Below are 21818 nucleotides of genomic sequence, written 5' to 3'. Positions count from 1 at the left end.
GGTTCCCTTCCGGGTGCCCCGGGGGTGTGGCCGGGGCACCCTGGTGCGACGTGCGGTCAGGAGGCGGCGACGGCGCTCGGGCGCCGGGCCTCGACCAGCTCCGCGAGCCGGCGCAGATCGGGCTGGCGCAGCAGCTGCGGAGCGCGCAGCCGTACGCCGCACTCCTGCTCCAGCGCGACCAGCAGGCGGGCGGCGATCAGCGAATTGCCGCCCGCTTCGGTGAAGTTGTCGAGCGGACCGAGCTCGGGCCGGCCGAGCAGCTCGCGGGTCAGCCGCAACACGGTGTGCTCGGTGGGCGAGGCGGCCTCGGCCTCCGGGGAGTCGGCGGTGTCGGGTTCGGCGGCGAGCAGCACGGCCCGGTCCACCTTGCCGTTGACGTCCAGCGGGAAGGTGTCGACCAGTCGGACCAGTGTGGGTACGGCCTGCTCGGGCAGCCACTCCCGCACCTGCGGCAGCAGCTCGGCGCCCGCGCGCAGGGCGGGCTCGGCGGGCTGGACGAAGGCGACCAGCTGCACCCCGCCCGCCGCGCCCGCCCGGGCGGCCACGGCGGCGCGCCGCACCCGCGGATCGCGCTCGAAGGCCGCCTCGACCTCGGCGGGCTCGATCCGCACCCCGCTGACCTTCACCTGGTCGTCCAGTCGGCCCTGGAACTCCAGGACCCCGTCGGGCCGCATCAGCACGCGGTCGCCGGTGCGGTAGACCCGGTCGACCCCCGGGGCGTCCTGCGGCGCGGCGACGAAGCGCCGGGAGGTGAGCTCCTCGTCGAGGTAGCCGAGCGCCAGGCAGCGCCCGCCGATGCGCAGTTCACCGGGGGTGCCGCGGGGTACCGGGTGTCCGTCCTCGTCCGTGACGGCGACGAAGACCCCGGGCAGCGGGCGGCCGATCGGCGGGGTGTCCGCGCCGTCCGGGGCCGCACCGGGCGCCATGGTGTGCACGGTGGTCGCCACCGTGGCCTCGGCCGGGCCGTAGGCGTTGTGCAGGTGCGCGGTGACCCCGGGTCCGGGGTAGCGGCGCAACCGGTCTCCGCCGACGATGAGATGACGAAGCGTCAGGTCATCGCGCCACGGCAGGTCGAGCACCGGCTCGGCCAGCGGGGTCGGCAGCACGCACACCGTGATCCCGGCCCGGTGCCACCAGTCGGTGAGCGCGCCCGGGTCCCAGCGCACCTCCTCGGGAGCCACGCTCAGTGCGGCACCGGAGGTCAGCGCCGCCCACAGCTCCATCAGGTGAGGGTCGAAGGCGACCCCGATCATGAGGCTGTGCCGGTCACCGGGGCCGAGACCGGTCAGCTCGCGGTACCAGTGCAGCAGCGCGCCGAGCGACTCCTCGCCGACGGCCACCGCCTTCGGGGTGCCGGTCGAACCGGAGGTCAGCACCGAGTAGAAGGTCCCGGCCGGCGCGCCCACGGCGCCCTCGGCCGCCGGGGCGAAGGCCGCGACCACGGTGGCGGAGGCGTCCGCGCCCTCGGCGGGCAGCGGCAGCACCAACTGCTCCGCCGTACCGGTCCGGTGGGAGGGCGGCAGCAGCTCGGTTGCGCCTATCAGGCAGCCCAGCCGCAGGTTCCCCGCCACCGCCTGGAGGCGGCGCTCACCCGGGCGCGGGCCGAGCGGCAGGTAGCCGGCGCCCAGCCGGGCCGCCGCCACCGCGACGGCGACCAGCGCCACCGAGTGGTCCAGGCAGACGCCGACCAGCTCGCCCGGGCGCACCCGGTCGCGCAGCGCGTCGGCCACCGAGTCGGCCAGGGCGTCGAGTTCGGCGTAGCTCCAGCTGCGCTCGCCGTCGATCAGCGCGGGCGCTTCGGGGGTGCGGCGCACCCAGTCGAGGTAGCCCTCCAGTACGGCGGCGTCCTCGTGCGGACGGCCGTGGTCGATGCTGGGAGCGGATGTGTCGGTCATGGTTCTGGTCTCCGAGTCTGTGGGCGGGACGGGCGGCCTGGATCGGCGGTTCAAGGCCTCAGCCCAGACCCATGGCCCTGGCGACGATCACCTTCTGGACCTCGGAGGTCCCCTCGATGATGGTCATCATCCGGACGTAGCGGTACAGGAATTCCAGCGGATGCCCGCGCACCCAGCCGGTGGCCCCGTGCACCTGCAGCGAGCGGTCCACCACCCGCACCGCCGTCTCGGAGGCGGTCAGCTTGGCCAGCGCCGCGTTCTCCGGCGCCTCGGTGCCCTCGTCGACCAGCCGGGCACAGGCCAGGGTGAGCAGCTTGGACGCCTCCACCTCGGCCCGGCTGCGCACCAGGTGCTCCTGGACGTGCTGGTAGTTGCCGATCCGCTCGCCGAAGGCCTCGCGCTCCCGGGCGTACTCCACACCCAGGCGCAGCGCGTACTCGGCGACGCCGTTGGACATCGCGGCGACCACCAGCCGTCCACGCGAGAGGCTGTCCATGGCCAGCGCCATCGCGGCGCCGACGCCCTGCTCGCCGCCGATCACGGCGTCCATCGGCACCCTGACCTGCTCCAGCACCAGCTCGAACAGCGGCTCGCCCGACATGCCCTCGTAGCGCTGCCCGATCCGCAGCCCCGGCTGGTCCATCGGCAGGACGAACGCCGTCGCGCCGCCGGTCGGCCCCTCACCGAGGTCGGTCGCGGTGACCACCAGGGCGAAGTCGGCCCGGTCGGCGTTGCTGACGAAGGTCTTGCGGCCGCTGATGACCCAGCCGTCGCCGTCCCGCCGCGCGGTGCAGGTCAGCCGGAAGGCGTCGGAGCCGGCCTGCGGCTCGGTCAGCGCCAGGCAGCGCGCCGCCTCACCGCGCACCAGCGGCGCCAGATACCGCTCGATCTGCTCCGGCGTGCCGTGCCGCAGCAGCGGGGACGGCCCGTCGGAACCGGCCAGCGCGTACGGGGCCAGCGAGCAGCCGCTGCGCCCGGCCGCGTGGTGCAGCAGTACCACGGCGGTGAAAGGCATCCCGGAGCCGCCGAGCTCCTCGGGGTAGTCCCCGGCGTAGAAGCCGAGCGCGGCCGAGCGCTTGCGGACGTAGGCGCGCAGATCGGCGGGCGGCTGGTCGGCGGTCTCGGGCAGCTCGGCGGCCAGCGGCACCAGCTCGCGGCGGACGAAGCTCTCGAAGGCCTCGACCAGTTCGCGGTGGCCGTCCTCGAGAACGGAGGAGGGAGTGGAGTTCACAGTGCGGCTCCGGTCGGGACCTGGGAGGGGCTGGCGGTGGTTACGCGGACGGCGCTCACGAGCGGCCGCCCGTCAGGGCGCGGGCCTGGTCGGCCAGCACGGGGTGCTGGAACAAGGCGCGCAGCGGCGGGCGGTGGCCCAGACGCGGCTCCAGCCAGGCGGCCAGCTGGGCGGCGAGCAACGAGTGCCCGCCGATCTCGAAGAAGTGCGAGTCGGGCCCGAAACGGTCGTGGCCCAGGACCTCACGCCACGCTTCGGCGACCAGCGCCTGCGCGGGATCGGTGAAGACCACCTGCTCCTCGGGCGACTCGGCCCCGGGCGCCGGGAGTTCGGCGAGCCGGCGGACCAGCGCCGCCCGGTCGGGCTTGCCACCCGGTAGCGTCGGCATCTGCTCCAGCGCCACCCAGGTGCCGGGGACCAGCGCTCCGGGCAGCCGGCGGGCCAGCGCGGAGTGCAGCGCGGCCTGGTCGGGCTGCTCGGCGCCCTCCAGGAAGCCCACCAGCCGGGGGTCGGCGGCCGTGTCCCGGTCCAGCACCACCGCACAGGAGCGGCCGCCGAGTTCGGCGGAGGCCGCCGCCTCGATCTCCTCGAGCTCGATCCGGAAGCCGCGCAGCTTCACCTGGTTGTCCTGGCGGCCGAGGAACCACAGCCGGCCGTCCAGGTCGCGGTAGCCGCGGTCGCCGGTCAGGTACACCCGCTCACCGCCCAGCGTGGCGGGCGCGACGAACCGGGCCGCGGTGACCTCGTCCCGTCCGAGGTAGCGATCGGCCAATGCCGGTCCGGAGACAGCGAGTTCACCGATAGCGCCGGCGGGCAGCGGGTGGTGGCCCAGGTCCAGCACGTGCACCCGGGTCCCGGCCAGCTCGGCCCCGAGCGGGATCTCCTCGATGCCCTCCGCCAGATCGGCCGCGGTGACCTCGTGCACGGTCGAGGTGACGGTGGCCTCGGTGACGCCGTAGGCGTTCAGCACCGTCGCCGAGGTGTCCTGCGCCAGCGGGCGCAGCGCGGCGGCGGGCAGCCGCTCGCCGCCCAGCACGATCAGCCGCGGTGACCAGCGCCCGTCCCGCAGCGCCTCGCGCAGCTCCTCCCGCACGGCCAGGAGGTAGCTGGTCGGCAGGTTGGCCACGGTGACCCCGCGCGCGGCGAGAACCGCGACCAGTTCGGGACCGGTCGGCACCTCGCGCTGCGGCAGCACCAGCGCCGCCCCGGCAGCCAGCGAGGGCAGCACCTCCTCCAGCGCCACGTCGAAGGACGGCCGGGCGAACAGCAGCACCCGGTCCGCCGTGCTCAGCCCGTACCGCTGCGCCAGCGCGCCGGTGTAGCCAGCCAGCGCGGTGCGGCTCACCAGCACCGGCTTGGGTACACCGGTCGACCCGGAGGTGTGGATGACGTACGCGGCGCCGTCGAGCACCGCCGCCGGCTCGGCCTTCGGGAACGCGGGGCCGTCCAGCAGGGCGGGGACGCGCCCGTCGGAGGGCATGGCGAGCGCGCTCTGCCGGGTGGCCAGCACCAGCGCGGGCTCCAGCCGCTCCAGCAGCAGGCCGAGGCGGGCCGCCGGGTCCTCCGGCGAGAGCGGCGCGTACACCGCCCCGAGGCGCAGACAGGCCAGCAGGGAGACCACGCTGTCCACTCCCCGGGGCAGCAGCACGGCGATCGGCTGACCCGGCGTCACCCCGGCCGTCCGCAGCCGCTCGACCAGCTCACCGACCCTGCGGTCCAGATCTCCGTAGGTCAGCCGCTCGGCGCCCGCGATCACCGCCAGGCCGCTCGGGTCCTGCGTGGCCGCCGGGTCGAGCAGGGCGGGGTCCGGGTCGGTCGGTCGGCCGGCCGGTGCCGTCGCCGGCGCGCCCAGCGCGGACAGCGGGGCCTGCGGCTCGTCCAGGTAGGCGCGCAGCAGGTCCAGCAGGCGCTCGGCCAGCAGCTGCGCCACCGGCTCGCCGAACAGGTCGGCGTCGTAGTCCCAGATCAGGGTCATCCCGGCGGCGCCGTGCCGCTCGCCGACCACCCGGCGGTCGTCGGGCAGCAGCACCACGTCCAGGTCGAACCGGGTGGTGCCGGTGTTGAACCCCTCGTAGAGCGAGATCTCCAGGCCCGGTGCCTGCACCTCGGGCAGCACGGCGTCGTGCGCGCTGAACATCACGTCGAACAGCGGGTTGTCCGCACCACCGGTGTGCAGGCCCAGCGAACGGGTCAACTCCTGGACGGGAACGTCCTGGTGGGGCAGCGCCCGCAGCAGCGTGTCGGTGACCTCGTCCACCGCGTCGGTACCGGGCGCGACCGCGTCGAGGCGGATCCGCAGCGGCACGGTGTTGACGAACATGCCGACCGTGCCCTCGAAGCCCACCGGACGGTTGCCCACCGCCGTGCCCACCACCAGCTCGTGGTGGCCGCTGTGCCTGCGCAGCAACTCGGCGAAGAGCGTGAGCAGCGTGCTGAACGGGGTGTGGCCGTCGCTCTTGCTGCGCTCGCGCAGCCGCTCGGCGAGGTCGGCGCCGATCGACTGGCGCAGCTGGCCGCCCCGGTGGCGGCGCACCGCACCCGGACGCTTCAGGCCGGGCAGGACCAAGTCGAACGACGCGTCCTGCAACTCCCGCTGCCAGTACGCCAGGCTGAGCTCCCGGGCCTGCGCCTTGCTGCCGTCGGTGTCGGTGCGCACGTGCTCCTCGTAGGAGCGGGCGGGCGGGAGCTCGGCCTGCTCGCCGAGGGTGTGCGCGCGGTACGCCGTGAACAGGTCGCGCAGCAGGACGGCGAAGGAGTGGCCGTCGTGGATCAGGTGGTGCTCCACGTGGACCAGGCGGTGGTGCTGCTCGCCGAGCCTGACCAGGTGCCAGCGCAGCAGCGGCGCTTCCCCGGTGTCCAGCGGCTCCTCGGCCTCGGCGGACAGCAGGCGGCGGAACGCCTCCTCCTGGTCGTCCTCGGTGCTGAGGTCGCTGCTGCGCAGGCGCGGCTCCGCCCCTTCCCGCACCCGCTGGGCGGGGAGTCCGCCGGGCTGGGGCACCAACTCCAGGCGCAGACCCGGATGATGGGCGATCACGGCGGCCAGGCCGGCGCGCAGGGCGTCGGTGTCGAGCGAGCCCCAGAGGTCGAGGGCGGCGGTGAAGTTGTAGGCGCGGCTGCCGGGGAGCATCTGCTCGTGCAGCCAGACGATCTCCTGGGAGGAGGAGAGAGTGAACATGGACGGATCCCTTTGCTTGTGGCGGGAGTTCCCGGCGCCGCGGCAGGCGCCCGGTCGGGGCGTGTCGCGGCTCGGGAGGTGACGGGTCATCGGGTCTTCGGACAGCCGGGCGGCGCCTCGGGGGTGGGGGCGGCGTGCCTGGCCGACCACGGTGGTGCCTGGCCGACCACGGTGGTGCGGGGGCGGCGGCGGTGGCGCGGGGTCGTTCACGTGCTACCGCGCGCTTCGGGGAGCCGGATTCGTGGACGGCTTTCGCCGGGCGGGCTCGGCTGTGGGGTATGCCGCGCGGTTCGCCGTGCTTCCGAGGCGGTGCGGGTCTCGGTCGGCGCGCTAGCCGTGCAGGGAGTCGAGCAGGGCGTCGAAGGCGGTGCGGACCGCTTCGTCGGTGAAGTGGGCACGGTCCCAGGCGAGGCGGACCAGTAGGTCGTCGCCGTGGGAGACGGACACCGCGAACGGGGCCGTGAGTGGACGGCCGGCCAGATGCGTCTCCCGGCCTTCCGCGCCGCCGAGCACCAGTGGTGGGCGTCGCTGCAGGTCCTCGAAGGTGAGCAGGCCGTCCAGCGCCCCGCTCCACTGCGCCCCGGCCGACCGCGCGGCGTGGACCACCTCGTCGAACGGCATGTCGGCGTGGTCGAGGTCGTCCCACCACGAGGCGCTGAGCTCGTCGAGGTCGGCCGGGCCGGGGGCCGCCGGGTGCACCAGGGTGTTCAGGAAGCAGCCCAGCACCTGCTGCGCGGCGGCGGGCCGACCGCCCCACGGGTAGCCGAGCGCGAGCGCCCGCCCGGTCCCGAACAGCCGGTAGGCGGCCGTCGCGACGGCCGCCAGCAGAGCGGGGAACGCGATCCGGTGCGCGGGGCCGTCGCCCACCGGCAGCCGGAGGCTCAGCATTCCGGTCGGCTGGTCGCCGCCGGCGGACGCCGGAGCGGCGCCGAGGCCGGAGAGCCGGGCGGCCCAGTGGGCGTGCGCGGTGGGCGAGGTGGCCTTGGCCTCGGCGGCGAGCTGGAGTTCGACCGCCTCGCGGTAGGCGTCCACGGCCGCGGCGAGCTCGCGCGGATCCGGGCCGGCCGGGGCGCCGTCCTGGTAGGCCAGGGCGAGGTCGGCGGTGACGATGCCGAGTGACTGTTCGTCACAGGCCGCGTGGTCCAGGGCGACGGCCAGCACCTCCTCGTCCTGCTCGGGGCCGCGCGCCAGCAGCAGCCGCAGCGCGGGCCCGTCCACCGGCCACTCCAGCAACGCCCGGCGCAGTGCCTCGTCGGCGGTACCGCCGGGCGGCACCGGGACTTCCCGCACCTCGGCGGCCGGAGCGCCGAGCCGCAGCACAGGCGTGCCGCGCAGGGCGGTGAAGGTGCCGCGCAGCGCCGGGTGGCGGGCCGCGACCCGGAGCGCGGCGCGGTGCAGGCGGAGCGGGTCGACCGTTCCGCGCGGGTAGGCGAAGAACAGCGGTACGACGTCGGGACGGCCCTGCGGGTCGAGCCGGCGGGCGAGCAGGAACCGGCGCTGGGCGCCGGTCACCGGGAGCAGCGTGGCCGTGGCCGGGTCGGCGGCGGAGGACAGGGCGGACCGGTAGCGCGTGAGATAGGCGTCGGTGAGGCTGGCGGGCACGGGAGGATCTCCGCTTCGGCTCTGGTGGTTCGGGGCAGTCCCGGGAGTGGTTCCGGGGTGCCGGGTCCAGCGGACGTTGTGGCGTGGGGCGGGCCCGGTGGTGGTTCCCGGGCGCCCGGTTCAGGACGGGCGGGACGGCACCGGGGCGGCGGTGCCCTCAGCGGGCGGGTGGGACGGAAGCGGGTTCCACGTCCGGCTCCCCGGTGCGGCCGTCTACTCTTTGCCCGGAGTTGACCCCGGGGTTGTCGGCGACAGAGCCGCCTGTGCCCACGGACCTGGTCTCGGTCAGGTGCCCGGCTTCGGTCGCGTACGCGCTCTCGGCCACGCGCCCGGTTACGGACGTGGACGCGATCTCGGACGCGTACGCGCCCTCGGCGGCAGACTCGCTCTCGGTCGCGTCCCCGGTCGGCAGGTCCCGCATCCGCCGCAGCGGCGACAGCAGTACCGGTACCGGCACGGCGAGGAACCCCGCGGCGCACACCCACAGCGCCGTCCTGGGCCCGGCCGCGGCGGCGATGGCGCCGCCGGCCAGTGCGCCCAGCGGCATGGTGCCCCAGACCAGGAAGCGCATGGTGGCATTCATCCGGCCCAGCAGCGCGGGCGGGCAGATGGTCTGACGGAAGCTCACCTGGGCGACGTTGTAGACCACGGCGCCGAACAGTGCCACGGCCGACCCGGCGCCGAACAGCACCGCGCCGGTGCTCCCGGCGGACAGTGGCCACAGCACCGCGAACGGTGAACTGACCGCGATCGACAGCCAGATCAGCCTGCCCTGCCCCACCTTCGCGGCCAGCGGCCCGGCGCAGAGCGCCCCGGCCAGACCGCCGACGGCCGACACCGACAGCAGCAGGCCGATGGTGCCGGGCGAGAGCGAGAGCACCCTGACCCAGAAGACGGTCTGCACCGCGGCCAGCAGGGCGGAGAAGAAGTTGGATCCGGCGGTGGTGACCGCGATGATCCGCAGCAGCGGGTGCCGCAGGACGAACGAGACGCCCTCGGCGATGTCCGCCCGCAACGACCGGTCGGGCGCCGGTTCGGGGCGCGACTCCTGGACGCGGATCCGCAGGAGCAGCAGGGCCGAGGTGAGGTAGCCGATCGCGTCGGCCACGATGGCCAGCGGGGCGCCGAGCAGCTGGACCAGTCCGCCGCCGAGCCCGGGACCGGCGACCTGGGCGGTGGATCGCACCGTCTCCAGCGCGCCGTTGCCCTCGACCAGTTGCCGCTGCGGCAGCAGCCGAGGTAGGAAGGACTGGTGTGCGACGTCGAAGAACACCGTGGCCACACCGGTGACCAGGGCCACCACGTACAGCTGGACCATCGTCAGCACACCCGCGGCCGCGGCCGCCGGGACCGAGCCCACCGCCAGGCAGCGCACCACGTCGGCGCGGATCAGTACCGGAAGCTTGCGCATCCGGTCCACCCAGGCACCTGCGGGCAGGCCGACCAACAGGAAGGCCGCGGTCTCGGCTGCGGTGAGCAGGCCGACTTGGAGCGGTGAGGCGTTCAGGACCAGCACGGCGGCCAACGGCAGGGCCACCAGGGTCACCTGGCTGCCGAGTTGGCTCGCGGCAGCTCCGGACAGCAGGAACCGGAAATCACGGTGTCGTAAGGCCTCACCTGCCAAGAGGCGCTGAAAGGCGTTCACCTGTGCGACTTTCGACGAAAAACCCTACGAAGGCCAACCAGTGGGAATGAATCCGGACTTCTGCCGACCCGGCCACGCACCGCCCGCCGTGCGGGGGACGGACGGTCGCGGCGCGGTGGTGCGGACGGTCGGGTCGCCGGTGAGTCGCCGAGAACCCGTGGCCTGACTGGTTCGGCGACGATCTAGCCGGTGTCCAGATTCCTGTCCGCTATCCGGGCGGTCCCTGTCCAGTCATCGGACGGACGCTTTCAGATATGGCCGGATCGGATGGACTGTTGTTGACTATTCATCTCCTTGTGAAGGTGATGTGATAGATGCAGGTCCAGTCGGGAACGGAAACGGATCAGCGGGTCGGGGCACAGGCGTAGAGCCGCTGCTGGGTCGCGAAGTCGTCGTCGAGCGTCCGGGAGTCGCCCAGTGCGGTGGACGGTGCGCCGACGCCGTACTCTCCGGCCGGAACCTCGGCGCAGCTGGACCGGACCCAGGACCGGATCTGCGACGCGGCGGAACCGTCCGGGCCGCCGGTGGGTGCGGAGCCGGGCGTGAGGCTGTTGCCGAGCAGGACGTAGCGCACCGCTCCGGTGTCCACCAGCCGCCGGAACTCCGGCATCGTCGGCGAGGGTGCCAGGCCCGTGAAGCCGCCCATCGGTAGGACCTTCTCCCCGGTGGCCAGGATGAACGGTGAGGCGCCGCCCCAGCTGGAGGCCGCGAACAGGTAGGCGGAGCCGTTCCGGTGTGCGCGCAGATACCCGAGCAGAGCCTGCTGCGAGGCGGTCAGCCGCCCGGTGGAGTTGCCGCTCGTGCTGCTGTCGACCCGGCGCCGCGGCTGCTCGGCGGCCGCCGGCGGGGTGTCCGACGGGCCGACGGCGCCCATGCTGGAGCCGCCGTGCTTCGCGGTCAGCACCGAGGAGGCCCAGGCGCCCGGTGCGACCAGACCCGCCGCGATGGCCGCCGCCAGCCCGCCCGCTAGGACCAGCCGGTGACCGGCCGGGCGATCCGGGTGCCCCGGCTGCCCGGGCTGGTCCGCCACCTCGCCGAGCCGGGCCAGCCCGAGCAGGCCCAGCGCCAGCCCGCCGAGCGAGAGCACGGTGGTCGCCAGCCACGGCAGGAAGTCCGGGAACCGGGTGGCCAGGAAGACGTGCCACAGGACGGTGCCGGTGATCGCGGCAGGCAGCGCCCACGCCCGCCTGCTCTCGGAGCGGAACTCCCGCCACATCAGCACCGCACCCGCGCCACTCAGCGCCGCCAGTGCGACGGCGACCACGCCCATGTAGTAGCTGTGCCTGCCCACACTGCCCGCGCTGAACACCAGGAAGAACAGCCCCAGCCACGTCCCCCACAGGACCATGCCCGACCGCAGCGCGTCCGTACGCGGTTCGCGCCGCCGCCAGAGCAGGCCGCAGAGCAGCGCCAGCGCGGCCCACGGGTAGAACCAGCCGGTCTGCGGCGCGAACTGACGGCCGAACATCTTGGTCCAGCCGCCGTCCTGCGAGCCGCCGCTCGTACCGGCGGCCGCGGTGGCGCCGGTCGGCGTCGCGGTGGGAGCCGTGGCCGGAGCCGAGGTCGTACCCGCAGGCCGAGCGGGAGCCGTAGCCGGAGCCGACCCCGTACCGGCAGCCGAGGAGGGGGACGCCGTGGGCGAGGTGCCCGTCGCGGACGGACGCGGCCCACCACGGACCGCCACCACGCTCCCGGTGTCCGCCGCGTTCAGTCCCACGGCGGAGAACCGGTTCAGGAAGTTGTAGCCGACCACCATGCTGATCGCCGAGTTGTCCGTGCTGCCGTCAACGAACGGACGGTGCCCGGCCGGGACGGCGGTGACCACGGCCATCCAGGAGACCGACACGGCCAGCGCCAGCAGCCCGGCCAGCACCAGGTGCCCCAGCCGCCGCCAGAGCGAGACCGGCGCCGCGAGCAGGTACACGGCGGCCAGCGCCGGCAGCACCGTCCACGCCTCCAGCATCTTCGCCTGGAACGCCAGCCCGAGCCACACCGCGCACAGCAGCAGTGAACGCAGCCGGGCCGAGAGCGCCGCCCGCTGCGCCGCGTCCGCCGCCAGCACCAGCAGCAGCGTGAAGGCGGGATCCTCGACCGAGGTGCGGAACAGCCCGACGGTCACCGGCGTGAGGCTGAAGGCGGCGGCCGCGAGCAGACCCGCGTCGACCCCCGCCCAGCGGCGGACCGTGCGGAAGAGCACCAGTACGGTCAGCACTCCCTCGGCCACCTGGGGCAGCGTCAGCACCCAGGGATGGAAGCCCAGCAGGCGCGCGGCCAGCGCCTGCGGCCAGAGGAAGCCGGGCAGCTTGTCCAGGGTGATGGTGTTCGCGGGATCGAACGAGCCGAAGAAGAACGCCTTCCAGCTCTCCGTCATGCTGCGTACGGCGCCGGCGTAGAAGCCGTGGTACTGACTGTGGTTGATGCGCCAGGCGAACAGCACGGCCGCGACACCGGCGATGCCCAGCAGCACCGGGCGGGCGTATCCGGGCTGTCCATCGGGGGACTTCCACGGAGCTCTGCGGAGGTGGGGGGAGAGGGGATCGGGAGTCCGGGGCTCGGTGAGCGTATCTGTGGCCATGAGCCGCACCATCGGCCGCGCCCGTGCGGAACAGCGGCCGCAGCGCGCAGGTTTGGGTGATTTTATACCTTCCGCACGCCGATCGGCCTACGGAGTCCGCTGCTCAGGATGAGGACCAGCTGCCTCAGGTAGTGGCGCGGGGTGGCCCTGACCGAGCGGTGGTACGCGGCGATCAGAGCACCGGCCACCACGTCGCCGACCGTGCCCGGGCGACCTGCGACAACGGCCCGCGTCCAGACCCCGATCCGGTCCGCCGGGGCCCGCCGCCTCCACGGCAGGACGAGGCGCGGGCCCCGGGGGCGGGGCGGAGATCAGCAGTTGCCCCCGTTGACGCCGTCGATCCGGCCGCCGATGTCGTCCTCGTAGGAGCGGCGCCAGTCGCCGCTGCGCACCTGCCGGGTCTCCTTCGGATTCCAGTTGATGAAGCAGGCGTCGGTGTCCGCCACGAACGAGCCCACGTTGTCGTGGAGTTCGGACGGCAGATCGCGGTAGCCGCTGCCGGCCGTCCACTCCCAGCCGTAGCCGCGGAAGTCCACACCGTTCCAGAAGCAGACCGAGCCGCCGGGGCACCCGGGCGGGCCGTCGGTCGGAGCCGCCACGGCATTCGCCGCGGGCAGCAGGACGGCGGTGACGGAAAGGACCGCGGTGGCGGCCCAGGAACGCAGCTTCACGGGGACTCCTTCGTGGTGGTGATCGTCGAGGGGCGGGGGAGCGGGGACCGCGAGGGCCGCGGTCCCCGCCGTCAGCGCTGAGTGGTCAGCACTCGCGCAGGCCGGGCGCCGGGTCGACGGAGGTGTAGATGTCCACCGCGGGGACGTTGCCCCACGGGCCGTCATCGGTCTGGGTCCAGTACCAGATGTCGTTCCCGCCCGGGTGGCGGTCCCCGTGGCCCCAGCAGGCGAACCAGCTGTACGTGGTGAGCAGGCGCCCGCGCACCGCGGAGCCGTACGAGCGGTCCGCGTACGCGTTCGCCCCGGCCTTGTTGCCGCACCACAGCTTGCCGTCGCTGTGGACGCTGCAGTCGGCGGTGGTCCGCACCCCGGCGGCGGCCGGAACGGGGGCGGCAGCGGTGGCCCCGGGCGCGGCGGCGCCGAGTCCCGCGGTGAGTGCGGCGGCGGCCAGGGCCACCGCGAACTTCCTTCCCACAGCCATGTCTTCCTCCTGTGCTCAGGTACTTCGCTTCGCGGCGATCCGGGCGGATCGTCCGCTGTCAGCAGCGTCGGCGCCGGCTTGGGGCCGGTCCATGGGTTTCCCGTTTCCCCTCGCCACGGACGACAGGGAAACCCCCGGTGAGCACCGGTGCCGAGGCCGCTGCCCCGACCCTTGGCCGGCACCGCGCAGGGTCCAAGCCGCGGGTAGCCGCACGGCCGGTAGGGCCCGGTCGAAACGGGTCGGCCGCGCGGTCCCCGCGTTCGGACCCCACTCTCCGTGAACCCTCGCGCGGAGCAGCACCGGCCGCGCTGGCGGCCGGGCGGCGGTAGGACGGACGCAGACGCCGTGCTGGGAGGAGAGACCCGGGATGAAGATCGTCGTCGACCTCAACCGCTGTCAGGGCTATGCGCAGTGTGCGTTCCTCGCGCCGCAGGTGTTCGAGCTGCATGGCGAGGAGGCCCTGCTGTACACCCCACTGGCACCCGAGAACGAGCGCGAGCGGGTCCGTCGGGCCGCCGCGGCCTGCCCGGTGCAGGCCATCCTGGTCGAGGAGGAGGCGGGCCCCGATGCCCGATGACCTGAAGAGCGGCCGGATCGTCATCGTCGGAGCTTCGCTGGCGGGCCTGCGCGCCGCCGAGACGCTGCGCGACGAGGGCTTCACCGGCGAGCTGACCATGGTCGGCGATGAGCGCCGACTCCCGTACGACCGGCCGCCGTTGTCCAAGCAGGTGCTGCTCGGGCGGGTGCGCGCCGAGGAGACCACGCTGCCCCGGCGCCGCGAGGTGGACGCCAAGTGGAAGCTCGGTGTGCGCGCCACCGGGGTGGACCCGATCGCCAGGCACCTCCTGCTCGCCGACGGCGAGCAACTGCCCTACGACCGGCTGCTGATCGCCACCGGGACCCGGGCCAGGCCCTGGCCGAACGCCGAAGAGGGAGCGCTCGACGGGGTGTTCACCCTCCGCACCACCGAGGACGCGGCCGGCCTGGCCGAACGCCTCGACGCCGGGCCCAGACGGGTGCTGGTGATCGGTGCCGGATTCACCGGCTCGGAGATCGCCTCGGCCTGCCGGGAGCGCGGCCTCGAGGTGACCGTAGCCGAGCGCGGCCCGGCGCCCCTGGTCGGCGCCCTCGGCAAGTCCTTCGCGACCCTCGCCGCCAAACTCCAGCTCGCCCACGGGGTCGACCTGCGCTGCGGGGTGACCGTCACCGCGCTGAACGGCAGCGACGGCAGGCTGACCGGCGCCGAACTCTCCGACGGCACCCGGATCGAGGCGGACGTCGCCGTGGTCGCCCTGGGCGCGGTCCGCAACACCGAATGGCTGGCCGAGACCGGGCTCGCCGCCGGCCCGCGCGGTGTGGCCTGCGACGCGGGCTGCCGCGCCTTCAACATGTACGGGATCGTCACCGACGACGTCTTCGTCGCCGGCGACGTCGCCCGCTTCCCGCACCCCCTGTTCGAGTACCAGTTGATCTCCCTCGAACACTGGGGCAACGCGGTCGCGCAGGCCGAGGTGGCGGCCCACAACATGGTCAACCCCGGACCGCTGCGGCGCCCCCACCTGGCCGTGCCGGCCTTCTGGTCCAGCCAGTTCGGCCTCAACATCAAGTCCGTCGGCGTGCCCACCTTCTCCGACCAGGTGGTCCTCGCCCAGGGCTCGCTGGAGGAACGCCGGTTCGTCGCGGTGTACGGCTACCGGGGCCGGGTGACGGCCGCCGTCAGCGTGAACCGCGCCAAGTGGCTGCCCTACTACGAGCGGCTGATCCAGACCGCCGCACCGTTCCCGCCCGAGCCGGCCACCGTCGAGCCCTCCACGCACACGCCCGTCCCCTCCGACGTGCCCGACCCGAAGGTGCTCTCGCACGGCCCGACCGTCGCGCTCACCGGCCACCTGCCCGATCTCCGCCTGACCCTGAGGCACTGGGGCGGCTGAGCCCCGCGACACCGCGGCCGAGCCCCGCGACACCCGAGACCGACGCCACCGCCGAGGAGCCCCGCGCATGGCCGCCGCCGACACCCTGTTCCGCCGGATCACCGACTACGCCAACCGTGCCGACCCGTACCCGCTCTACGCCGAGCTCCGCGAAGCAGGCGTGGTCCGCCAGGACGACGGCAGCTACCTGGTCGGCACCTACCACGAGATCGCCGGGCTGCTGCACGACCCGAGGATCAGCTCGGACCGCCGCAACCGCACCGTCCCGGACCTGCTCGCGTCCCGGGAGGCCGACGTGCAGGTCTCCTTCATCGGCCGCGACGACCCCGAGCACGAGCGGCTGCGCAACATCGCCATGCGGCCCTTCGGGCCGCCCCACTCGCCCGGCCGGGTCGACGCCATGCACGATGAGATCACCGACATCACCACCCGGCTGATCGACGCGCTGCGGGGGCGCGACCGGATCGACCTGGTCGAGGACTTCGCCTACCCGCTCCCGGTCACCGTCATCTGTCGCATGCTGGGCGTGCCGCGAGAAGACGAACCGAAGTTCCACGCCTGGACGGAGACGGTGATCGCGGGCTTCGACCCCAGCCCCGACAGCAACGCGGAGGAACGCCAGCGCGCGGGCCTGGCAGCCCGCAAGGCCATGGGCGAGTACCTCGGCGCACTCGCCGAGAGCCGCCGGGGCAAGCCCTCCGACGACCTGCTCTCCGCGTTCGTCAACGACCCCGGACCCGAGGGCGGTTTCACCCGCCCGGAGCTGATGGCCACCGCCGTCCTGCTGCTGCTCGCCGGACACGAGACCACCGTCAACCTGATCACCAACGGCGTACTCACCCTGCTGCGCCACCCCGAGGCACTGGAACTGCTGCGCGGTGAACCCGAGTTGATGCCGAGTGCGGTGGAGGAGCTGCTGCGCTACGAACCTCCGGTCCATCTGCTGCCGCAGCGCACCGCGCTCACCGACGTCGAGGTGGCCGGGGTCACCATCCCCAAGGGCGTGCCGGTCATCCTGGTGCTCGCCTCCGGCAGCCGTGACCCGCGGCGCTTCCACGAACCCGACCGTTTCGACCCGACCCGCAAGGACAACCAGCACCTCGGCTTCGGCAGCGGCGTTCACAGCTGCTTCGGCGCGCCGCTCGCCCGGATCGAGACCCAGATCGCGCTCACCGAGCTCGTCCGCCGCCTGGACGGCCCGCGACTGCTCCAGGACCCGCCCCCGTTCCGGCGCAGCCCGGTCCTGCGCGGCCCCCGCCATCTGCCACTCGAACTCGCCGGCCTGAAGGACTGAGCGGCGGACGCTTCAGGGCGCAGCGGACCGGCCGGGTTCGGTCCGGGCGCGGCCGACCAGGTGACCGGCGGGAGCCGTACCCGGGCGCACATTGCCCCCGGTCGGCTACGCCCGGGCAGGTTGAGCCCCAGCCGGGAACTCCACGGCCGCCATCCGTTCCCGGGACACCCGGTCGAGCAGCACCACCGAGGCCGCTTCCGGGACGGTACGCATACCGTCCCGGGAGAGCCCGTGCAGCAGCCGGCCGAGTCCGCGCCGGTGCCCGGCGAAGACGCGGCGGGACGCCCACCGGTCCCGCGCCCGCTGGCCGGCGATGGCCTCGGCGGTGCCGACGTCCAGCACCACGAGGTGCAGCTCACGCCCACTGCGCCCGACGGTCAGCGACAGCCAGCGCCGCATCCAGGACCGGCTGCCGCAGTCGTGGACCAGCAGCGGATCCCCGCCCCGGGCGCGCGCGTTCAGCCGCAGGAAGTAGTCGAGCCGCGCCCCGGGACGGTACACCGGGTACGGGAGCCATCCGGGCATGACGGCCTGCCAGGCGACGTGGGCGGCACGCGGGTCGACCACCGCCGCGCTGCGGGACCAGCGCCGCAGCAGAGTGCTCTTGCCGGCCCCGGGCAGGCCCGAGACCACCACCACGGAACCGGGCTGGTACGACAGCGTCACCGGATCGCCGGCCCGCCCCCGCAGATCCACCAACCCGCGCGGACGGACCACCACCCCCGGCCGCTCCCGTACCGCGGCCTGCTCGTTCAGTGCTTCCATCCCCAACCCGTCCATCGCGTCCACGCACTCGATCCGGGCCCAATCATCGGCGATGGCCGGCTCAACCGCGGACGGCGGGTCCCGGCCGGGGATCCGACGATCGCCGCCCCGCCTCGGCACCGCCTCCGCCTCGCAGGAGCAACCGGTCGGCGGTTGCCGGGCGTGGACGCCGACTCCTGCCAAAGGCGCTGGGCGGGCGAGCCGCTCAGCGATCGCCCGCCACCACCTGGTGACCGGTACGGACGGCGAAGCACGGGCTACGCGTACTCGGGCAGGGTGATGTTCCCGGCCTTGGCGAACTGCGCGGCCATCAGGTTCCGCATCGGCCAGCGGGTCATCGAGCGCATCGAAGCGGCCCGCAGGCGGATGGCCAGCGCGCTGGACGGTGCGAACCCCTTGGCGCCGCCGGGCGGCAGTTCCTGCGCCTGGTCGACATACGGGCGCATGATCCGGTCGTAGTTGCGGAAGGCGACGCGGTGGTCGCCGTCGGCCGCGGCCAGCTCGCCGGCCAGTACGTAGGCGCCGACCAGGGCCAGGCTGGTGCCCAGACCGGTGAGCGGCGTCGCGCAGTATCCGGCGTCGCCGAGGAGTACCGCGCGGCCGCGTGACCAGGTGTCGAGGTGTACCTGGCCCATCGAGTCGAAGTGGAAGTCGGGTGCGGTGCGCATGGCCCGCAGCAACCTCGGGACCTCCCATCCGGCGCCGGCGAACCGCCGGGCCAGCAACTCCCGCTGGGCGTCGGTGTCGCGGCGGTCGTAGGCGATCGGGGCGGAGCGGAAACTGAGCCCGGCCTTGACCTCGCCGGGGAGGCGGCCCGGCCGAGCCGCCGCGACGAGTCCGCCGGGGGCGTTGTACATCTGGTACCAGCCGTCGAGCTCCATGGCCTCGGTGGCGGTGAACCAGGCGTGGTGGACGCCGAGCGGGCGGACGTACTCCGACTCCGGGCCGAAGGCGAGAGCGCGCACCACCGAGTGCAGTCCGTCCGCGCCGACCACCAGTCCGAAGCGGCGCGGGGCGGACTTCTCGAAGGTGACGGTGATTCCGTCCGCATCCTGGTCAAGCCCGGTGATGGTGTCGTCGAAGAGGTACTCGACGTCGTGGCGGGTCGTCTGGTGGAGCAGGTCGGCCAGGTCGCCGCGGAGGATCTCGATCTCGGAGACGATGCCCTCGCCGCCGAAGCTGTCCTCCGGCATCCGGGCGGTGAACCGGCCGGCGGCGTCGACCAGGGCCAGGCCGCGCTGGTCGACGCTCAGCGCCCGGGCCTGGTCCATCAGCCCCATCCGGGTGATCACGGTACGGCCGGCGCCCCGCAGGTCCACGGTCTGGCCGCCCGGCCTGGGAGCCGGTGCCCGTTCGACCACGGTCACGGTGAAGCCTGCCTTGCGTAGCCAGTACGCCAGCGCGGGTCCGGCGATGCCGCCGCCGGAGACAAGGATCTCGGTGTTCTGCATAGAGCAGAATGTATGGCGTACGCAGTGCACTATGCAAGCCCTAAAACCGTTTCTGACTAGGGAAGTTGGCAATCCAGTGCACTAGTGCGGATGGCTCTTCTTGGTGCCGTTCGGTGCTGCGGCTAAGCTGGCGTTGCCATCCGAGGTGCACTAGTGCGGAGAGGGAGACGTGGAGAAACAGGACATGCCGCGCTACAGCCGGATCGTCGCGGAGCTGCGCGGGCGCATCGAGTCGGGTGAGCTGGCGCCGGGTGACCGGGTGCCCTCGACCCGTGAGATCACCCGGCAGTGGGGAGTCGCGATGGCGACCGCCACCCGGGTCCTCACCGAACTCCGGCAGGCGGGTCTGGTCCGTGCCGTGCCGGGTGTCGGCACCGTCGTCGCGGTCTGCGCCGCGGCTCCCGGCCCGGTTCCTGGCGCGGTTTGTGCCGAGGCCCCTGTCCGGCCTGCTGCCGGGGCCGGGGAGCGGGCGGCGCGTAGCCGGCGAAGGGGCGGACCGGAAGGCGCGCTCGCATCCGAGCGGATCGTCGCCGCGGCCGTCGAGGTCGCCGACCGGGAAGGGCTCGCCGCGGTCTCGATGCGCCGGGTGGCGGCCGAGCTGGGGGTGGCGACCATGTCGCTGTACCGGCACGTGGCCGACAAGGACGACCTGCTGACGCAGATGATGGACCGGGTCTTCGCCGAGTCGCCGCTGCCCGAGGAGCCGCCGGAGGGCTGGCGGGAACGGCTCGAACTCACCGCCGGGATGCTGTGGGCGATGTTCCGCAGGCACCCCTGGCTGGCGCCGGCCCTCTCGGTGACCCGTCCGCAGCCGATCGCCGGCGCGATTCCGTACACCGAATGGGCACTCGCCGCCCTGGACGGCCACGGTCTCGACCTGTCGACGGTCTTCACCGCGCACCTCATGCTCTTCAACTACGTCCGGGGCACCGCGGTCAATCTGGAGCTGGAGATGGACGCGGAGGCGCTCACCGGCCTCGACGGCGAGGAGTGGCTGGACAGTCAGGAGCCCGCGCTCGACGTGATCCTGGCCGCCGGTGACTTCCCGAACATGCGACGGCTCATCGAGGTCGGGTACGACTTCGACCTCGACGGCCTGTTCGAGTTCGGCCTGCAGCGCATTCTGGACGGCATCGCGGTGCTCCTCGAGCGGCAGCGTTGACGCCGCTTTCCGCGAGCCGCACTTAATCCCAGCGATCAAGGAGGAATGGGGCGTATCGTCATGAACTCGCCCGTAGTGAGCGGAGGTTAACCAGAGATGGGACTGTTCAGGGACGCCCCGCCCCGTGAGCATCCGGAGTACGCCCAACTGCGTTTCATGGCAGCCGGATCACCGTCGTGGTGGAAGCAGAACCGGCACAAGGTACTGGCGGTCGCGGGCCTCCTGGTCGGCTTCTGGCTGGCCGGCCACCACGACGCCGCACCCAAGACCTGCGCCCCGGCCATCACTTCGACCGGCGCCAACTGATCCCACCGGCAGGCCCGTCCCCGTCGGCCGACGGGGACGGGCACCTCGCGCACAGTGCCCGCCCCGGCCCGGCGGAGGCGGGTACTCCTGCCTGCCCGGAGACGCTTGTGACCCCGCACCGGCGGATGGTGGAGCTGCCACAGTGCTGCTGGTGGACCGTGCACGCCGTGCTGCGGTCACGACACGGCCGGGGCCGGCCCCGACACGGTCAACCGTCCCCTGAGCAACGGGGTCGGCGAGGGCCGGTGGCGAGACCGCCGACCTCTAGCATGTGGCAGGCGCAAGCGTGATGACCAGTGGATTACGGGGGTTTCGAGGATGTACCAGTCATGGGACGAGTTGGTGGCGTACCGCTCCAGGATCCGGGGCTGTGTGCTCGGCGGGGCCATCGGGGACGCCCTCGGGTATCCGATCGAGTTCCTCTCCCTGGGGGCGATCCGGGAGAGATTCGGAGCCGCCGGGGTCACCGGTCTCGTTCCGGACCACGAAGGTGTGACCGGACGGATCAGCGATGACACCCAGATGACCCTCTTCACCGCCGAAGGGGTCCTGGGCGCCTACCGCCGAGCCGCAGCGAAGGGCATCGGCGGGGCGGAGACGGCGATGGTCATGGACGCCTACCTGCGCTGGCTGGACACCCAGAACCACCCCGCCCCGCCGCCCCGGGACGGCAGCCTGCGGCACCACTCGGGATGGCTGCGCGAGCAGACCTGGCTGTACGCGCGGCGGGCTCCCGGCAACGCGTGCCTCTCCGGTCTCAGGGAGGCCCACACCCCGAAGCCGTGGGGCGGGCTCGACGGAACGCCCGGGCCGGTGAACCCCGACTCCAAGGGCTGCGGCACCGTCATGCGCTCCGCACCCTTCGGTTTCACCGGAGCCGGCGCGCAGTCCTCCTTCGAGCTCGCCGCCCGCTGCGCCCAGATCACCCACGGCCACCCCACCGGTCACTACGCCGCCGGTGCCCTCGCCGCCATGATCAGCCGCCTGGTCAACGGAGACAGCCTGGAGGGCGCCGCGCTGCGGGCGATGCAGGTCCTCGCCCGCTATCCGGGCCACGAGGAGACAACCGCCGCGCTGCGCAAGGCGATCGACCTCGCAGCCGAGGGCGATCCGACCCCTTCGATGGTGGAGAGCCTGGGTGCGGGCTGGATCGCGGAGGAGGCGCTGGCCATCGCGCTCTACGCGGCGCTGGCCGGGCGCACCGTCGAGGCCGCGCTGCTGCTCTCCGTCAACCACTCCGGCGACAGCGATTCCACCGGGGCCATCTGCGGCAACCTGCTCGGCGCACGCCACGGGGACGTGCGCCTTCCGCACGACTGGCTGACCCGGATCGAGGGCCGCGCCGTGCTGACGCTGCTCGCGGACGACTTCGCCGCCGAGGTCAACCCGGGCAGCGGGCGGGTCTGGAACTACTGACCGGACACCAGCTTCTCCGGGGCCGGGCCGACACCATCCGACGGGTTCTCGTCGGGTGGTACCGGCACGCCACCCGTCGGCAGTGGCTTCGGTGGTACGGCCCGGCTGACACCTGGCGTGGATGGCCCGTTAACCGAACTAACTTTGGCATATTCGCAGGTCAGAGGCATGATCTGTTAGCTTCCCTGGGTGTTCGAAACTGATCGTCCCGAGCGGGA

General features: G+C 73.4%; 16 protein-coding genes. 6 read left to right on the top strand and 10 right to left on the bottom strand.

From position 1 onward, the window contains the following. Positions 1–56 precede the first annotated feature (56 nt). The 8 genes from ACWDAK_RS13720 to ACWDAK_RS13685 form a co-directional block, all read right to left on the bottom strand. The gene (locus ACWDAK_RS13720) at positions 57–1895 is read right to left on the bottom strand and encodes a non-ribosomal peptide synthetase (protein WP_427393370.1); all 1839 of its coding nucleotides are present in this window, start codon (positions 1893–1895) and stop codon (positions 57–59) included. Positions 1896–1953: 58 nt separating this feature from the next. Further along, positions 1954–3126: an acyl-CoA dehydrogenase family protein gene (locus tag ACWDAK_RS13715; RefSeq protein WP_427393369.1), complete on the bottom strand. Its 1173-nt coding sequence runs from the start codon at positions 3124–3126 to the stop codon at positions 1954–1956. Positions 3127–3181: 55 nt separating this feature from the next. Beyond that, on the bottom strand, positions 3182–6301 hold the full coding sequence (locus tag ACWDAK_RS13710; RefSeq protein WP_427393368.1) for a non-ribosomal peptide synthetase: 3120 nt from the start codon (positions 6299–6301) through the stop codon (positions 3182–3184). Positions 6302–6631: 330 nt separating this feature from the next. Continuing rightward, entirely contained in the window at positions 6632–7903 is a 1272-nt protein-coding gene (locus tag ACWDAK_RS13705) for a condensation domain-containing protein (protein WP_344637699.1), read from the bottom strand. A gap of 157 nt (positions 7904–8060) precedes the next feature. Further along, on the bottom strand, positions 8061–9548 hold the full coding sequence (locus ACWDAK_RS13700; RefSeq protein WP_427393367.1) for an MFS transporter: 1488 nt from the start codon (positions 9546–9548) through the stop codon (positions 8061–8063). 343 nt (positions 9549–9891) lie between these two features. Next, complete coding sequence (locus tag ACWDAK_RS13695) at positions 9892–12123, bottom strand: ArnT family glycosyltransferase (protein WP_427393366.1); 2232 nt, start codon at positions 12121–12123, stop codon at positions 9892–9894. Positions 12124–12434: 311 nt separating this feature from the next. Beyond that, positions 12435–12794 carry a peptidase inhibitor family I36 protein gene (locus ACWDAK_RS13690; RefSeq protein ID WP_344637702.1) on the bottom strand — a complete coding sequence of 120 codons (360 nt, stop codon included), beginning with the start codon at positions 12792–12794 and terminating at the stop codon, positions 12435–12437. An 85-nt stretch (positions 12795–12879) separates the two neighbouring features. Beyond that, positions 12880–13275 carry a hypothetical protein gene (locus tag ACWDAK_RS13685; RefSeq protein ID WP_344637703.1) on the bottom strand — a complete coding sequence of 132 codons (396 nt, stop codon included), beginning with the start codon at positions 13273–13275 and terminating at the stop codon, positions 12880–12882. Between the two features lie 367 nt (positions 13276–13642). On the opposite strand from ACWDAK_RS13685, the gene ACWDAK_RS13680 reads away from it, so the two are divergent. The 3 genes from ACWDAK_RS13680 to ACWDAK_RS13670 all read left to right on the top strand — a co-directional run bounded on the left by ACWDAK_RS13680 (position 13643) and on the right by ACWDAK_RS13670 (position 16500). Continuing rightward, positions 13643–13852, top strand: a complete 210-nt coding sequence (locus ACWDAK_RS13680) for a ferredoxin (protein WP_344637704.1) — start codon at positions 13643–13645, stop codon at positions 13850–13852. Continuing rightward, entirely contained in the window at positions 13842–15206 is a 1365-nt protein-coding gene (locus ACWDAK_RS13675; protein WP_427393365.1) for an NAD(P)/FAD-dependent oxidoreductase, read from the top strand. Before ACWDAK_RS13680 ends, ACWDAK_RS13675 begins: the two co-directional genes overlap by 11 nt. Positions 15207–15273: 67 nt before the next feature. Beyond that, a complete protein-coding gene (locus ACWDAK_RS13670) occupies positions 15274–16500 on the top strand; it encodes a cytochrome P450 (protein ID WP_427393364.1) in 1227 nt (408 codons plus the stop codon). A 105-nt stretch (positions 16501–16605) separates the two neighbouring features. Here the strand turns inward: ACWDAK_RS13670 and ACWDAK_RS13665 are convergent, their stop codons facing one another. Both ACWDAK_RS13665 and ACWDAK_RS13660 read right to left on the bottom strand, forming a co-directional pair. Then, positions 16606–17265, bottom strand: a complete 660-nt coding sequence (locus tag ACWDAK_RS13665) for an ATP-binding protein (protein ID WP_344637707.1) — start codon at positions 17263–17265, stop codon at positions 16606–16608. 257 nt (positions 17266–17522) lie between these two features. Next, complete coding sequence (locus ACWDAK_RS13660; protein ID WP_344637708.1) at positions 17523–18716, bottom strand: FAD-dependent monooxygenase; 1194 nt, start codon at positions 18714–18716, stop codon at positions 17523–17525. Between the two features lie 169 nt (positions 18717–18885). Here ACWDAK_RS13660 and ACWDAK_RS13655 point away from each other — a divergent pair, with 169 nt between their 5' ends. The 3 genes from ACWDAK_RS13655 (at position 18886) to ACWDAK_RS13645 (ending at position 21600) form a co-directional block, all read left to right on the top strand. After that, the gene (locus tag ACWDAK_RS13655; RefSeq protein ID WP_344637709.1) at positions 18886–19878 is read left to right on the top strand and encodes a TetR/AcrR family transcriptional regulator C-terminal domain-containing protein; all 993 of its coding nucleotides are present in this window, start codon (positions 18886–18888) and stop codon (positions 19876–19878) included. Positions 19879–19974: 96 nt separating this feature from the next. Next, positions 19975–20184, top strand: a complete 210-nt coding sequence (locus tag ACWDAK_RS13650; protein ID WP_344637710.1) for a hypothetical protein — start codon at positions 19975–19977, stop codon at positions 20182–20184. Positions 20185–20502: 318 nt separating this feature from the next. Continuing rightward, complete coding sequence (locus ACWDAK_RS13645; RefSeq protein WP_344637711.1) at positions 20503–21600, top strand: ADP-ribosylglycohydrolase family protein; 1098 nt, start codon at positions 20503–20505, stop codon at positions 21598–21600. Positions 21601–21818: the final 218 nt, after the last annotated feature.

The sequence above is a fragment of the Kitasatospora sp. NPDC001175 genome (assembly GCF_053598215.1).
Note: the sequence above shows the minus strand (reverse complement) of the source record. Positions and strands in the feature narration are given on the sequence as shown.

Coding starts and splice junctions, on each gene's coding strand:
- ACWDAK_RS13645 (WP_344637711.1), top strand. CDS start 20,503: ATGTACCAGTCATGGGACGAGTTGGTGGCGTACCGCTCCAGGATCCGG.
- ACWDAK_RS13665 (WP_344637707.1), bottom strand. CDS start 17,265: ATGGAAGCACTGAACGAGCAGGCCGCGGTACGGGAGCGGCCGGGGGTG.
- ACWDAK_RS13675 (WP_427393365.1), top strand. CDS start 13,842: ATGCCCGATGACCTGAAGAGCGGCCGGATCGTCATCGTCGGAGCTTCG.
- ACWDAK_RS13670 (WP_427393364.1), top strand. CDS start 15,274: ATGGCCGCCGCCGACACCCTGTTCCGCCGGATCACCGACTACGCCAAC.
- ACWDAK_RS13650 (WP_344637710.1), top strand. CDS start 19,975: ATGGGACTGTTCAGGGACGCCCCGCCCCGTGAGCATCCGGAGTACGCC.
- ACWDAK_RS13720 (WP_427393370.1), bottom strand. CDS start 1,895: ATGACCGACACATCCGCTCCCAGCATCGACCACGGCCGTCCGCACGAG.
- ACWDAK_RS13660 (WP_344637708.1), bottom strand. CDS start 18,716: ATGCAGAACACCGAGATCCTTGTCTCCGGCGGCGGCATCGCCGGACCC.
- ACWDAK_RS13680 (WP_344637704.1), top strand. CDS start 13,643: ATGAAGATCGTCGTCGACCTCAACCGCTGTCAGGGCTATGCGCAGTGT.
- ACWDAK_RS13695 (WP_427393366.1), bottom strand. CDS start 12,123: ATGGCCACAGATACGCTCACCGAGCCCCGGACTCCCGATCCCCTCTCC.
- ACWDAK_RS13710 (WP_427393368.1), bottom strand. CDS start 6,301: ATGTTCACTCTCTCCTCCTCCCAGGAGATCGTCTGGCTGCACGAGCAG.
- ACWDAK_RS13685 (WP_344637703.1), bottom strand. CDS start 13,275: ATGGCTGTGGGAAGGAAGTTCGCGGTGGCCCTGGCCGCCGCCGCACTC.